The sequence below is a fragment of the Neochlamydia sp. TUME1 genome (assembly GCF_000813645.1).
Taxonomy (GTDB): domain Bacteria; phylum Chlamydiota; class Chlamydiia; order Chlamydiales; family Parachlamydiaceae; genus Neochlamydia.
Map to the genome: position 1 here is coordinate 1 of NZ_JRXI01000206.1, position 13724 is coordinate 13724.

Annotated in this window: 11 protein-coding genes; 9 read left to right on the plus strand and 2 right to left on the minus strand. The window is 39.8% G+C overall.

The features are described 5' to 3' along the window. Positions 1-218 precede the first annotated feature (218 nt). From DB41_RS09580 to DB41_RS09595, 3 genes are all read left to right on the plus strand, one after another. Positions 219-1982 (plus strand): leucine-rich repeat domain-containing protein, encoded by a 1764-nt coding sequence (locus DB41_RS09580; protein ID WP_052244096.1) that lies wholly within the window; start codon positions 219-221, stop codon positions 1980-1982. 276 nt (positions 1983-2258) lie between these two features. Further along, the gene (locus DB41_RS09585) at positions 2259-4157 is read left to right on the plus strand and encodes a leucine-rich repeat domain-containing protein (RefSeq protein WP_052244097.1); all 1899 of its coding nucleotides are present in this window, start codon (positions 2259-2261) and stop codon (positions 4155-4157) included. Positions 4158-4452: 295 nt separating this feature from the next. Next, complete coding sequence (locus DB41_RS09595) at positions 4453-6420, plus strand: leucine-rich repeat domain-containing protein (protein WP_080502505.1); 1968 nt, start codon at positions 4453-4455, stop codon at positions 6418-6420. Positions 6421-6521: 101 nt separating this feature from the next. Here the strand turns inward: DB41_RS09595 and DB41_RS09600 are convergent, their stop codons facing one another. Beyond that, on the minus strand, positions 6522-7895 hold the full coding sequence (locus DB41_RS09600; RefSeq protein ID WP_039386683.1) for an MATE family efflux transporter: 1374 nt from the start codon (positions 7893-7895) through the stop codon (positions 6522-6524). 623 nt (positions 7896-8518) lie between these two features. On the opposite strand from DB41_RS09600, the gene sctJ reads away from it, so the two are divergent. The 6 genes from sctJ (at position 8519) to DB41_RS09630 (ending at position 13194) form a co-directional block, all read left to right on the plus strand. After that, positions 8519-9511: a type III secretion system inner membrane ring lipoprotein SctJ gene (gene sctJ, locus DB41_RS09605; protein ID WP_052244099.1), complete on the plus strand. Its 993-nt coding sequence runs from the start codon at positions 8519-8521 to the stop codon at positions 9509-9511. 11 nt (positions 9512-9522) lie between these two features. Further along, complete coding sequence (locus DB41_RS09610) at positions 9523-10386, plus strand: hypothetical protein (RefSeq protein ID WP_039386686.1); 864 nt, start codon at positions 9523-9525, stop codon at positions 10384-10386. After that, on the plus strand, positions 10383-11039 hold the full coding sequence (locus DB41_RS09615) for an HrpE/YscL family type III secretion apparatus protein (protein ID WP_039386687.1): 657 nt from the start codon (positions 10383-10385) through the stop codon (positions 11037-11039). The genes DB41_RS09610 and DB41_RS09615 overlap by 4 nt, the downstream gene beginning before the upstream one ends. Beyond that, positions 11032-11919: a type III secretion system export apparatus subunit SctR gene (gene sctR, locus DB41_RS09620; RefSeq protein ID WP_232044353.1), complete on the plus strand. Its 888-nt coding sequence runs from the start codon at positions 11032-11034 to the stop codon at positions 11917-11919. The genes DB41_RS09615 and sctR overlap by 8 nt, the downstream gene beginning before the upstream one ends. Before the next feature lie 10 nt (positions 11920-11929). Further along, the gene (gene sctS / locus DB41_RS09625; RefSeq protein ID WP_039386690.1) at positions 11930-12211 is read left to right on the plus strand and encodes a type III secretion system export apparatus subunit SctS; all 282 of its coding nucleotides are present in this window, start codon (positions 11930-11932) and stop codon (positions 12209-12211) included. Positions 12212-12309: 98 nt separating this feature from the next. Then, complete coding sequence (locus DB41_RS09630) at positions 12310-13194, plus strand: EscT/YscT/HrcT family type III secretion system export apparatus protein (RefSeq protein ID WP_052244100.1); 885 nt, start codon at positions 12310-12312, stop codon at positions 13192-13194. A 213-nt stretch (positions 13195-13407) separates the two neighbouring features. Here DB41_RS09630 and DB41_RS11975 read toward each other — a convergent pair. Further along, on the minus strand, positions 13408-13724 hold a 317-nt coding region (locus tag DB41_RS11975; RefSeq protein ID WP_039386692.1), incomplete at its 5' end, for a leucine-rich repeat domain-containing protein.

Consider the following 13724-nt stretch of genomic DNA (forward strand, 5'->3'; position numbering starts at 1 on the left):
AGGAAAATGTAACTTTTGAGTCATCAAGAAAAGTTGCCTAACTGTCAAGAATAAAAAAGTATCTCATCGAGTAACAGCTTTTTATACTCCTTCATTTTCAATGCTAAATGTTAAAATTTGATTTCTACCATTTTTTTGCTTATTTTGTTTTTTTCATGTATAGGCGATACTTCTACAAAGCGAATAAAAACATATACACATCTTAAAGAGGCTAGACTATGAATCCCAGCTCTTCTATTACCATTGAACGTTTACCTAATGAAATACTAGCACCTATCTTAAAGGCTTGCGCTAGCCCCTCCTTATTTAGTATTTGTACAAGATGGTGCCACCTGTTAGCTACTGAAGTCATGCCTTCCCTTTATAAGCAAATAGGTAAAATGCACTTTCCTCAAGGAGATATTAGCAAGCAGGCTTTTATTTTAGATAAAATTTATAAGCTAGAGGATAGGCTTTCTGAAGGAGAAAAAGCCAAGGCAATCTTCAAGCAAACCTTTGCTCTAGCTAGATCGCTTGCCCCTTTGGAGTTAGAATTTAAATGGAAAACCGAGGACAAGAGATGTTTTACGCTGGCCAATTATTCCTCTTATCTTATAAATATTAATCGTCAGTTAATGTGGAAAGTATTGCCTGGTGGAGGGGAATACTTAAGTCAAGAAAAAATCAAGTATTTACCTTTAGAAAAACAAGGAGAGCTTCTTAGAGATTGGATTGAAAATCACGGTAAAAATATTGAAAGGTTATATTTAACGGGACTCGGTTTAACCCTTTTACCTACAGAGATAGGGCAGCTTTCGCAGCTACGAGCTCTTAACTTAAGCAATAACCAGCTTACTTCTCTTTCTGCAGAAATAGTGAAACTGTCTCAGCTGAAAGAGCTGTACTTAAACGGCAACCATCTCACCGGCCTTCCCATAGAGATTGGGCGATTCTCTCAGCTACGAGCTCTTAACTTAAGCAATAACCAGCTTACTTCTCTTTCTGCAGAAATAGTGAAACTGTCTCAGCTGAAAGAGCTGTACTTAAACGGCAACCATCTCACCGGCCTTCCCATAGAGATTGGGCGATTCTCTCAGCTGCGAGATCTTAACTTAAGCAATAACCAGCTTGCTTCTCTTCCCACAGAGATTGGGCAATTCTCTCAGCTAGAAGCTCTTTATTTAAACAACAACCAGCTCACCACTCTTCCTGCAGAAATAGGACAGCTCTCACAGCTTCAAACACTTAATTTAAGCACTAACCAGCTTGCCTCTGTTCCTGCAAAAATAGGGCAATTGTCTCAGCTGAGAGAACTGTACTTAGACGACAACCATCTCAGCGCCCTTCCCCCAGAAATTGGGCAATTCTCTCAGCTAAAAGTTCTTTATTTAAACAACAACCAGCTCATCAGCCTTCCTGTAGAAATCGGGCAGCTGTCTCAACTACAAAGGCTTTACTTAAGCCAAAACCAGCTCACCAACCTTCCTGCAGAGCTAGGTCAGCTGTCTCAGCTGCGAGATCTTAACTTAAGCAATAACCAGCTTGCTTCTCTTCCCACAGAGATTGGGCAATTCTCTCAGCTAGAAGCTCTTTATTTAAACAACAACCAGCTCACCACTCTTCCTGCAGAAATAGAACAGCTCGCACAGCTTCAAGCACTTAATTTAAGCACCAACCAGCTTGCCTCTCTTCCGACACAGATAGGAAAGCTTTTGCAATTACGATGGCTTTATTTAAACAACAACCAGCTTACTTCTGTTCCTGCAAAAGTAGGGCAGTTATCTCAGCTGCAAAGCCTTTGCTTGGACCGCAACCAGCTTGCCTCCCTTCCTGCAGAAATAGGGCAGCTTTCGCAGCTGCGAGCTCTTAACTTAAGCAGTAACCAGCTTACTACCCTTCCTGCAGAGATGGGGCAGCTAACTGAACGGTTAAATCTTAAGCTAGACGGAAATCCGCTGAAAAGTATTCCTAGTGAACTAAAAAAGCGCTTTAGACTGTACTGAAAAGGTGCCTTTTTTCATCATTTATAATATTAATTGGTAAGTTTAGAAAGGTTTAAAGATATAGAGAATTGTTGGTTTATTACAAAGGCCTAGGATCTAAAGTTCTGTTTTTCCTGCTAAAGTTAAAGCAAAATTTTTTAACCAGTTTTTACATTCTTCTAGCGATAAGTTTAAAAATTAAGCATTTTTTACATTTTCTTGCCCATTTTGCTTCTTCTACGTATAGTTGTTTCCCTGAAAACAATCAATATGTATATCTCTTAGAAAGGCTATACCATGGCTCTCAGCTCTTCTATCACTCTCGAACATTTACCTAATGAAATACTAGCGTCTATCTTAAAGGCCTGTGCTAGCCCCTCCTTATTTAGTATTTGTACAAGATGGAGCCACCTGTTAGCTACTGAAGTCATGCCTCCCCTTTATAAGCAAATAGTTAAAGTTCATTTTCCTCAAGGAGATATTAACAAGCAGGCTATTATTTTAGATAAGATTTATAAGCTAGAAGATGAGCTTTGTGAAGGAGAAAAAGCCAAGGCAATCTTTAAGCAAGCCTTTGTTCTAGCTAGAACCCTTGCTCCTATGGAGTTAGAATTTAAATGGAAAACCCAGGAAAAGAGATATTATACGCTAGCTAATTATTCCTCTTATCTTATAAATATTAATCGCTTGTTAATGTGGAAAGCACTGCCTGGTGGAGGGGAGTTCTTAGATCAGGAGAAGATCAAGTATTTGCCTTTAGAAAAACAAGGAGAGCTGTTTGGGGAGTGGATTGAAAACCATGGCAAGGAGATTACGATAGTAAACTTAAGAGGGATCGGCTTGACTCTTTTACCCCCAGAGATAGGGCAATTTTCTCAGCTGCAAAAGCTTGACTTAATCGACAACCAGCTCACCACCCTTCCGGCCGAGATAGGTCGGTTATCTAAGCTGAAAGGTCTTTACTTAGATTGTAATCAGCTCACCACCCTTCCGACAGAGATAGGGCAACTCTCACACCTGCATTGGCTTTACTTAAGCGACAATCAACTTAACTGCCTTCCTGCAGAGATAGGGCAGCTTGCCCAGCTACGAAGCCTTAGCTTAAACAATAATAAGCTTTCCTCCATTCCTACACACATAATGCAGCTAGCCCAGCTGCGAAGCTTTTACTTAGAAAACAATAAGCTTACCACCGTTCCTGCCGAGATAGGGCAGCTATTACAGCTGCAAGAACTCTATTTAAATAACAACCAGCTTACTGCCCTTCCGGCAGAGATATGGCAGTTACCACAGCTCAAATTGCTTGCCTTAAGCAACCATCAGCTGACCTCCCTTTCTGCAGAGATTGGCCAGCTCTCGCAACTGCAAGACCTTCATTTAAATAACAACCAGTTATCTATGCTTCCTGCCGAGATAGGGCAGCTCTCTAAGCTACAAGGCCTTTACTTAGAAGGCAACTCCCTTACTAATCTCCCGATAGAAATAGGGCTGCTTTCGCGGCTGCAAAGGCTTAACTTAAATAACAACCAGCTTACCTCCCTTCCTGCAGAAATCGGGCAGCTTTCGCAGCTACGAAGGCTTTACTTAGAGAATAACCAGCTTACCTCTCTTCCTGCAGAAATCGAGCAGCTTTCGCAGCTACGAAGGCTTTACTTAGAGAGCAACAACCTAACCGCTCTTCCTGCCGAGATAGGGCAGCTCTCTAGACTGCAAGGGCTTTACTTAGAGAACAACAACCTAACCGCTCTTCCTACCGAGATAGGGCAGCTCTCTAGGCTGCAAGGGCTTTACTTAGAGAACAATCAGATATCCATGCTTCCTGCCGAGATAGGGCAGCTTTCGCAGCTGCTAGATCTTCGCATAAATAGCAACCAGCTCTCCACTCTTCCAGCAGAGATAGGGCAGCTCTCTAACCTGCAGAAGCTTTACTTAAGGAGCAATCAGCTTACCAACCTTCCTGCAGAGATAGGAAAGCTCTTTAATTTGCAAGACCTTTGCCTAGAGAGCAATCAGCTTACCGCTCTTTCTGCAGAGATAGGGCACCTTTCTCGGCTACGAAGGCTTTACTTAGACGGCAACCAGCTTACCTCCCTTCCTGCAGCGATAGAGCAGCTAACAGAACGGTTAGATTTGAGGTTAGACGGAAATCCGCTGAAAAGTATTCCTAGTGAACTAAAAAAATGTTTTGGGTCGTAGTTGAAAAGGTGCTTGTCTATATCATTCATAACATTAAAAGGGCAACCTGATAGGTTTAAAAGCTTTAAATATATAAAAAGCCTTTGATTTATTATAAAAGCGTAGCATCTAAACATATGTTTATTTGATAATGCAGGGAAAAAAATCCTTACCCACTTTTTTATTCCGCTATTTATAAGCTTAAAAATTAAAATTTCTTTTCTCACGTTTTCTTGCCTATTTTGCTTTTTTCATGTATAGGTAACGACTCCAAAACGAGCTAAAAATAGGCATAAAACTTAACAGAGACCATACCATGAATCCCAGCTCTTCTATTACCATCGACCATTTACCTAATGAAATATTAGCCCCTATCTTAAAGGTTTGTGCTAGCCCCTCGTTATTTAGCGTTTGTACAAGATGGAGACACCTATTAGCTACTGAAGTCATGCCCTCTCTTTATAAACAAATAGGTAAGATGCACTTTCCTCAAGGAGATATTAACGAACAGGCTTTTATTATAGATAAAATTTATAATCTAGAAGATAGGCTTCCTGAAGGAGAAAAAGCCAAGGCAATCTTCAAGCAAACCTTTGCTCTAGCTAAATCTCTTGCCCCTATGGAGTTGGAATTTAAATGGAAAACTGAGGAAAAAAGGTGTTTTACGCTGGCTAACTACTCCTCTAATCTTATTAATGTTAATCGCTTGTTAATGTGGAAAAAACTTTCTGGGGGGGAGGAGTACTTAGCTCAAGAAAACATTAAGTATTTGCCTTTAGAAAAACAAGGAGAGCTTCTTAGAGATTGGATAGAAAATCAGGGTAAAAATATTGAGAGGCTATGTTTAACGGGAATCGGCTTAACCTTTTTACCTCCAGAAATAGGTTGTCTTTCTCAACTGCAAGAGCTTAACTTAACCAGCAACCAGCTCACCACACTTCCTCCAGAGATAGGACAGCTTTCTCAATTGCAATCTCTTTACCTAAACGATAACCCTCTCACCGCCCTTCCCATAGGGATTGGACAATTTTCTCAGCTAGAAGCTGTTTATTTAAACAACAACCAGCTCACCACTCTTCCCGCAGAGATGGGACAGCTCTCGCAGTTACGTTGGCTTAACTTAGAGCACAACAAGCTTACCTCTCTTCCTGCAGAAATAGGACAGTTATCTCAGCTGCAAATCCTTTGCTTGGGCCACAACCAGCTTGTCTCCCTTCCAGCAGAAATAGGGCAGCTTTTTCAGCTGCGAGCTCTTAACTTAAGCAATAACCAGCTTACTTCTCTTCCTGCAAAAATAGGGCAGTTGTCTCAGCTGAAAGAGTTGTACTTAAATGATAACCCCCTCACCGCCCTTCCCATAGAGATTGGGCAATTCTCTCAGCTAAAAATTCTTTATTTGAACAACACCCAACTCACCACTCTTCCAGCAGAAATAGGACAGCTCGCACAGCTTAAAACACTTAACTTAAGCACCAACCAGCTTGCCTGCCTTCCGACAGAGATAGGACAGCTCTTGCAATTACGATGGCTTTATTTAAGCAACACCCAGCTTAACTCTGTCCCTGCAGAAATAGGGCAGTTATCTCAGCTGCTAGGCCTTGAATTGGATGCCAACCATCTCACCGCCCTTCCCATAGGGATTGGACAATTTTCTCAGCTCTGTAGACTTTCCTTAAGCAACAACCAGCTAACCTCCCTTCCTGCAGAAATAAGGCAGCTCTCGCAATTGGGCTGCCTTGATTTAAAAAACAATCACCTTACCACTGTTCCTGCTGAGATATGGCTGCTCTCTCCATTGAAGTGGCTCGGCTTAGAGAATAACCAGCTTACGTTCGTTCCTGCCGAGATCGAGCAGCTATCACAGTTGCAAAGCCTTCGCTTAGGTGATAATCACCTTGCCACCCTTCCGGCAGAAACATGGCAGTTATCTCAGCTGGAACAACTTCATTTAAACAATAACCACCTCACCGCCCTTCCAGCAGGAATAGGGCAGCTATCTAACCTGAAATCTCTTTGGTTACAAAGCAACTATCTTACCATCCTTCCAGCAGAGATGGGACAGCTATCGAAACTTCAAGAGCTCCACTTAAACGACAACCAGCTTACCGCTCTTCCTGCAGAGATGGGGTGCCTTTCTGAACTGCAAGAGCTTGATTTATGCGATAACCAACTTACCTCTCTTCCTGTAGAGATAGAGCAGCTACCTAAACGGTTAAATCTTAAGTTAGATGGAAATCCGCTGAAAAGTATTCCTAGTGAACTAAAACAGCGCTTTAGATTGTAAAGCTTTGCTTGTCTTGTAAATTAATTAAGGATAAAGAAATAGAAAAAGTTATGCTTGAAGGAGTAAGGAAGGATTCGTTAGCTTTTTGTTGGCTGTTCTGCCTATAAGGCAGGCTTTTCTAGGATAATAGACTTGCTTTTCCATAGGCCAGAGGCATAGCGCCAGTAATAGATGATTACTGTTCCTATACTAAAGAGAAGCCAAAAATAGAGGGCCACTTCTACGGAAGCTTGAATTTTTACTACAAAGAAGTAGACAGGAGCAACCATCAGTATCCATACGCTTAAGGATCCTGCAATTAATAAAAATGTAGTATCGCCAGCTGCTGTTAAAATTCCTGATAGCAACCAGCGAATGCCTTCAAAGAATACATAAATGAGAGTAGCATATAGGCAATTCATGAGTTTTATTTCAATAAAAGCCCTATATTCAGGTGTAGCATAAGGGAGAAATTGGTCGATAAGCAGAGGGTGAAAATAGGCAAACAGGGTAGAAATAACCAATAAAAAAAGCAAATGAATGCGTATACCGGCTTTTAATACGTGAGAAATAAACCAGGTGCGTTTAGCACCAATAAGATTTCCGCAGATAGTGGTAGCAGCTTTACTTACACCTTCTGCAAAAAAAAGCAGCAGCATAAATAGACTTTGGCAAATTCCTGCTATAGTAATATGTACTTCGCTCAATCTTGTCATCATCTGATAAAAAGCGGCCCACCCCATGATTTCTATTAATGCAAACATTGCTCCTGGAGAACCAATTTTAAAACATTGCCAAAAAGCTAAAGGGCGAAAGTAAAAATTTCCTGTACCCTTTTTTTCTCTATTTTCTTTCTTAAGGAAAAAGTAAAAGAGGACAAGCATCTGAAATAAAGATCCTAGGCTTGTGGCAATAGCTGCCCCCAGGATGCCCATTGAAGGCACCACTCCCTCGATGCCAAAAATAAGAGAGATATCTAAAAAGACATTAATAACATTAGCGCCAATGGCTAAAAGAGTAATTAATTTAGTTTGGCCTTGCCCTACAAAGAAGCCACTGAGGGCGGCATAAGCAGCAAAAGTGGGGCCAAATAATAGCATCCAGCGCATATAAGTTCTTTCCATGGCTGTTTCTGGGGAAGAACCGTAAAACCATTCGCTTCCCCATATAGCCATAGGAATAAAGAAAAGAAAAGAAAAGAGGGAAAGCCAGATCATTTGCCAAACAGGCTCACCCATACGGTTAAGCTGTCGAGCGCCATGATATTGAGCAACAAAAACTTCAGTAATATTGGTCAGCACCACCCATCCAAAGAGTAATCCCCACCCTAAAGTAGAAGCATTGACAGCAGAATTGAGGGCTGCTGTAGAATAATGGGCTAACAGCAACCTATCAACAAAAAGCATGAGCATCATGGAAAAAGAGGAAAGCATGAGCGGCAAAGAGATAGAAAAAAGCTCTCGAAAGCTGCCTTCTTGATATTTAGTAAGTGCCATAGGACCTTATGAAAGCAAAGGTATTTTAAATTTTATGTAAAATTAAAAATGGTCATAAAGAAAGAGATTACATCAGTAAAAAGGCTTCTTGGCTGATACCATAACAAATGAGCAGGGGATTGTAAACAATTTTTATTGAGAAAAGTCTCCTTGTTTTTTAAGAGGTAGGAAGGAAAGCTTTTAATGAAAAAGATAGAGGAAGGCAGCTAGGTTAAACAAAGTATTTAAATTCCTTGGTAAGCTTTAAAGAGGAAATAGGTGTTTCTTCCCTTAGCCTTCAATTGAGCAGCAAGTAAGAGGGGATTTTTAGGATAAAAACAAGAAAAAGAGAAAAAGCTTCTTGCTTTCTTTAAATCTATCACTTTTAGTGATAAACTTGTTGACTTAAGAATATTTAAATAACCTTGTCTTGTCGAAAATTGGAAAAATGTTAGAAGGACACTCCAAATTTTATATGAAGAGAATAAGGTTGTAATTGCCTAGGGGTTTTAATCAAAGTAAGCCTAGCTTGATAAAGTTCCATCTTAAGGAGAGACTTGAGTTTCATTTTTGCAAGAAAGAAAGTATAGCAAAAATATATCAATATGCTAGGATGCATTTAATAACAAAATTGAGATATAAACATGTATAACCTCATTACTTTAGCTTCCCATCAAATGTTACGCTTTTTTGCCTATTCACTTCTCATCGCTTCTTCCTTTCTATTCACTAGTTGCGAGTCGCAAAAAACAATTGTCAATAGTTTAGATGAAAGAGAAGCTAATGAAATTCTTGTGTTTCTAGAAAGCAAAGGAATCAATGCCAATAAGATGCAATCTGCAGGGGGAGGAACGGGTGCTTCTAAAATAGTTTTATGGGATGTAAGCGTAAATGAAAAAGATGCTATTCAGGCCATGGCCTTGCTAAACCAAGCTGGCTTACCAAGGAAGCGTAGTCAAAATCTACTTTCCATTTTTTCTAATGTAGGGTTAGTGCCTTCTGAAAGACAGGATAAAATCCGTTATGAGGCTGGACTAGCCGAGCAGATTGCTAGCGTTATACGTAAGATAGATGGTGTTTTAGATGCAGAGGTTCAGCTTTCTTTTCCTGAGGAAGACCCTTTAAGCCCAGGGAAAACTAAGGGCAAAATCACAGCTTCTGTATATGTAAAACATAATGGGGTGTTAGATGATCCTAATAGTCATTTAATTACCAAAATCAAACGTTTAGTGGCCGCAAGTATAACAGGTCTAAATTTCAATGATGTAACGGTCATTTCTGATAGAGCACGTGGAAGCGATCTATCTACCTCATTCTTATCGGGCGAGCATGAAGAGAAATCTTATGTGAGCATTTGGACAATTGTTTTAGCCAAGGAGTCGGTGACACGTTTTCGAGTAGTGTTCTTTACTTTTTCTTTTCTTCTTTTACTTATGGCTGTGTGTTTAATTTGGTTAACTTGGAAGATTTATCCTTTATTAAAAAGACATGGGGGTTTTAAAGAACTGTTTCATCTTCAACCATTAAAAATTGGGGCTCCTGAAGAAGAGAAAACCCAGGACACTGAAGAACCTGCGGAAGATAAAAATTCCTCGGAAGATAAAGGTTTGGTTGATAAAGATGTTGATGAGACATAAGGCTCTTTACTATGCATACCAAAACACAAATTCTTATACGTATTTTGCTAAATCGCTTTCATCCTAAGACATCTCAAGAATTTCTTAAGGGGTTGCCGGAAAATGAAGCAAAGCAAATTATTGAACATCAGATAATTACGGCAGATGTAGATCCTATCTTTGTTAAGCCGCATGAATTTCTTAAAGAAATCCATTATTCTTGGGTAGCCCCTTATGTCCAAAAGTTCCCTACTCATCTTCAAAACCTTATGGTCTCAGCATTGCCTAATCCTTTGGCCGCTAGCTTAAAAAAATATTTAAATATTAGTGATCCTTCTGTGTCCATGCCTAAGCCTGTGAGGGCATTTTTTATTAGGAAGCTATACGATCAGGTTAAGCAAACTGAAATTCTTTCGCCCGCTTTTTTGCCCAAGCAAGATTTATCCATATTGCTAGCTTTATCGCGTAGGGAAATTATTTACTTAATTGATTTTTTAGGTTTATATGATTTAGCGGAAGAATTGCGTCATGTGGTAGACAAGAAAAGTTTACAAAAAGTCTATGCATGTTTAGACAGTAAAAAAATACAGTTTGTTCGTCTCTGCTTGCATCAAAAAAGTAGGTTCATTGCTGCTAAAATGGATCTGCAGAAATGGAAAGGAGAGAGCACTGAGCTACAACGAAAGATTCACCAGCGAGGCCTTTACCGCTTAGGAAAAGCTTTAAGCGGCACTCACTCTCATTTTATGTGGTACTTGCTAAGGAAATTGGATATAGGGCGTAGCGCTATTATAGAAAAACACTATAAACTACCGAGTAGCCCTGCTGTAACTTCGGTGCTTATCCAACAAGTGATAAATGTTATGAACTTTTTAAAACCGAAGAGTGAAATGTGAAAAAGAAATTTTTTTCCCTGATCCATGGCAATGGCGTTCATGTAGCTCCAGAAACACGTGTTATTCCTGCTGAAGAGTTTTCGCAAGCATTGGAAGCTTACCAACTCATGGAAGAAGTAAAAAAAGATGCCCTCAAGTATAAGCAAGGTGTAGCTGAAGAAATCGAAAAACTTAAGGAGCAGGCGCAAAAAGAAGGATTTGAGGAAGGTTTTAAGAAATGGGTAGAACAAATAGCTAAAGTGGAAGAAGAGATTATAAATGTACGTCATGAAACAGAAAAAGTAGCTTTACCCATTGCATTAAAAGCTGCTAAGAAGATTGTCGGCCGAGAGCTGGAGCTATCCGAGACTGCGGTTGTAGATATTGTTAGCAATAGCTTAAAAGCGGTAGTAACACACAAAAAAATCACCATTTACGTAAACAAAAAAGATCTTGAAGCATTAGAGAAAAATCGCCAGCAAGTTAAAGATCTCTTCGAAAGTCTTGAAACTTTGATAATCCGAGAACGTGCAGATATTGAATCGGGCGGATGTATTATTGAGACCGAAGGGGGTATTATCAATGCCCAGCTTGAAAATCAATGGCGTATTATTGAAAATGCTTTTGATAGAATGATGAAACAACATGGGAAGGCGGCACAGGGGCATGGCTAAAACTAAAGCAATTATTAAACGTTTATTTTCTTTAAACTGTCTGTCATGGATGTTAGTACTAGCTCTATTATGTATGATCTCTCCTGAATGTTGGGCCCAAAGTTCTCCTCCTCGGAGTACCACTTCGATAGAAGCTGGAAAAGCTGTAGTAAGGCCCGGAGAGAAAACCCCTGCAGAAAAAGAGCTGGATATACGGTTTGATAATTTTAGAAAACCTTCCTTGATTACTCAGGCGGCGGTATTATCTCTTTTGGCTATGCTGCCCTTTATAGTGATGATTTTATCTTCATTTATGAAAATCGTCGTCGTCTTGTCGCTTTTGCGTAGTGCGCTTGGTGTCCAACAATCGCCTCCCAATCAAGTGATCAACGGGGTTGCTTTCATGCTGAGTATCTATGTGATGTATCCTACGGCTTTAAAGATGTATGATGCCTCGATGCAGGTGGTTAACCAGCAAGCTGCTCCAGAATCCCTTATTTCTGCAGGATCTTCTGCATATATAATGGCTTTAGTGGAAGCTGGGAGAGAGCCTTTGCGTGATTTTTTGAAAAGAAACTCTTCTGTTAAGCATCATGCCTTGTTTTACCGTATGGCTTATCGCGTTTTACCGGATAATTATCGACCCACGCTAAAGCCTGATGATTTTATGATTGTAGTGCCAGCTTATATTACTAGCCAGCTTAAAGATGCATTTGAGATAGGAGTGCTCATTTACATTCCCTTCTTTGTCATAGATCTAGTCGTATCAAACGTTTTATTAGCAATGGGTATGATGATGCTATCCCCCGTAACCATATCTATGCCTTTAAAATTATTTTTGCTTGTAATGCTAGATGGATGGACAATGTTAATTGAAGGCTTGGTAAACACTTTCCGCTAAGGATCAGATTATGTTTCAAACACAGGTTATACAGCTTGCTTATCATGCTCTTTTGCTGATTCTTATCCTTTCAGCACCACCCATTTTGGTGAGTATGTTTTTTGGGGTGATCGTAGCGATCTTTCAGGCAGCCACACAAATTCAAGAACAGACTTTATCATTTACTATAAAATTGGTGGCGGTAACGCTTACTTTGATGCTTTTAGGGGGATGGTTGGGAGCTCAAATCATGGAGTTTGCAGGGGATATATTTTCCCACTTTGCACAGTGGAGTTTAGCTTCTCAAGGGTGATAAACAGCTTGTAAACACAATTGCACTTTCCCGTGGTTTTATTTAGCCTCTAAAGACTACTATTTAACATAGAGATAAAAAAATATAAGAATTTGATAATGTCTGAAACTACTGACAGTTTTATAGCGTTATTTTTAAATAGCGCCTTCAACACCGAAGGGGGATTGCTCTCTTTTGTTGCGCTTTTCTTTTTATTTCTCTCACGCTTTTTCCCCATTCTTTTGCAATCACCTTTTTTTGGAGCAAGGGTGATGCCTCAGCCTGCAAAGGTGGCTCTAGGGATTGGTCTCTTTATCATCTTTTTACCGCAATTGCTATTAGTTACCCATAAAATTGATTTCAACCTAAAGCTAGTTTTTTTAATATTTAAAGAGTTGTTCGTAGGAACAATCATAGGTTTCCTCATTAGCTTGCCTTTTGTGATTGTACAAAGCGCTGGTATTATCATTGATCACCAGCGGGGGGGAGCCAGCTTAATGGTTAATGATCCGACCATTCAAAATCAGTCTTCACCTCTAGGGACATTGTTTAACTACGTGATGATTTGGATTTTTTTCATGATCGACGGTCCTTTTTTATTCATGGATGCTATCCTTACATCTTATGAAGTGATTCCTGCTGATCAAATTATCAATCCCAAATTTTTCGAACGATCCTCAGTATTCTGGGCGAACGAAATTGCCCTGCTAAATAAAATAATGGTCATCAGTATTCGTTTGGCATCACCTGCTTTAATCATGATTATGATGACAGACTTCTTTTTAGGAATTGCTAACCGCCTAGCCCCGCAAGTACAGATCACTTTTTTAGGCATGCCTTTAAAATCATTATTAGCCCTATTAATTGTATGTGTAGGCTGGAAAATGCTGAATGAAGAAATGGCTAAGCAAGGCTATGTATGGATAAATGAAGTGATCAACATGCTAAGAACGATTAAAGGGAGCGTGAGTGGATTTAATGAGGTGGGAGCTGTAGTTTCATGACTTTTCGCCTAAAAATCCCGGCTTCCAAAACAGGTGAGCGGTTAATACATAGCCTGGCAGAAAGCTCTTGAATATAAAAGGCTTTTAAAGCGTTTATTTTTCATCAGCTAAGGTTATGCTAAGAAAGCCATCTACTTAATAAAGAACACATTTATCGGCGAATATCAATTGCTCTTTTAACTTTATAGGTTATGAAGACAGCAGCCTTTTCAATTACAGCTTAAAACGTTGCTTTACTTCCATTGAAATATTTTCTAGGAAGTTGCCCTCTAAGTTAATAGTTAGCCATTCTGGTAGCTGCCCTATATCTGTGGGCACGGAGGTAAGCTGTTTGTCGTTTAAGTAAAGGTATTTCAGCTGAGATAGCTGCTCTACCTCTTTAGGGATAATGGTTAGCTGGTTGATGCTTAAGTCAAAGCTTTGCAGCTGCGATAATTGACTCCTCTCTATAGGAATGATGGCAAGGAGGTTGTCGCTTAAGTGGAGTCTTTGCAGCTTTGATAGCTGCCCAATCTCTGTAGGAAGGAAGG